Raw genomic sequence first — 1,225 nt, 5'->3', positions numbered from 1 at the left:
TCTTACGCCTGCGCTTGCCGCTCGCGCGGGAGAGCAGTGCATCAAAGCCTCCCGCCAAGTCGACGGCCAGCGACAGGTTGGGGCTTGGAAAATGCGGAAGCGAGACAAGCGGATTGGCAACGCCGTCGAGATCGGGCAGCAGCCGTTCCAGTGCGACGAGGTCGATGTCCGGCCGCGCCCTGGCGAGCGCCGCCAGCATCGAGCGGATTGCCGCGCCATCCGCCCTGGTCAGCCAATGCGGGTCGGCGGCGGCGAAATTGCCGTTGGCATGGCGACCGCCCATGAAACGGGCGACGCGGAACCGGCCGCTGCTGGTGACTTCCAGCGCCAACGAAAAAACCGGTCGGCCTTCAGCGTTCAGCGTCGCCAAAACAGTATCCGCTTCGGCATATTTGGCCCAGTTCAGGATCCAGGCCGGGCTCTGTGCCGGCGCGAACAGCGCCGAACGGCAGAACTCGGCATAGGCCGCAAGTGCCGCACCGTCGGCGACCGAGACCGACAGGCCAGGATGATCCGCTGGCAACGCGCGCGGCGCCGCCTCCATTGCTTCGAGCCGATTGCCGTCAAATGACGCGGTGGCGTCAACCATACCTCAATCCTTTAGGGCGTATTCACCGCGATTGGGGGCTCGCATAGGCATTCCGTGCTTGGATGAGCCTAGGCGCAAAAGGTGAATGAATGATCGACGGGGGCGAGGCAATCCGGAAACTGGCGCTCAACGTCGTCCGTTATACCGGTCTTGCTCCGCTGGCCAAGCCGTTCGTCGGCGGCATCGGCGCCATCCTGATGCTGCATCGGGTCACCGCCACGCCGGAAAAGCCTGATGGCGTCAACCGGCATCTCAACATCGCGCCTGAGTTCCTCGACGCCGTGATCGCCGACATGAAGGCGCACGGCTATACGTTCGTCACGCTGGACGAGGCGATCGAGCGCATCAAGGCCGGCGGCAAGGGTGGCCAGTTCGCGGCGATCACCGCCGACGACGCCTACCGCGACAACATGACCGAGGCGCTGCCGGTGCTGGAAAAGCACGGGGCGCCGGTCACAATCTATGTCGCGCCAGGGCTGATAAACGGCGCCGCCGATCTATGGTGGGAGGTGGTCGAGGACATCGTCAGCGCGCGGGACCGGTTGATTCTGACAACACCGAACGGTCCGGTGACGATCGACTGCTCGACCCCGGGCAGGAAACTGCAGGCCTTCGCGCGCCTGCACGACTATCTGA

1 protein-coding gene and 1 pseudogene are annotated in these 1,225 nt (G+C 64.7%); one reads left to right on the top strand and one right to left on the bottom strand.

Translation table 11 applies throughout. The features are described 5' to 3' along the window. A pseudogene (locus EOA85_RS35580) lies at positions 1-589 on the bottom strand (GNAT family N-acetyltransferase); the annotation flags it as partial. A gap of 89 nt (positions 590-678) precedes the next feature. Between EOA85_RS35580 and EOA85_RS35575 the strand changes: the two are divergent. Next, the coding region (locus EOA85_RS35575) for a polysaccharide deacetylase family protein (protein ID WP_164760144.1) at positions 679-1,225 on the top strand (547 nt) is incomplete at its 3' end.

It is taken from the genome of Mesorhizobium sp. M5C.F.Ca.IN.020.29.1.1, assembly GCF_003997375.1.
GTDB lineage: Bacteria > Pseudomonadota > Alphaproteobacteria > Rhizobiales > Rhizobiaceae > Mesorhizobium > Mesorhizobium wenxiniae.
Note: the sequence above shows the minus strand (reverse complement) of the source record. Positions and strands in the feature narration are given on the sequence as shown.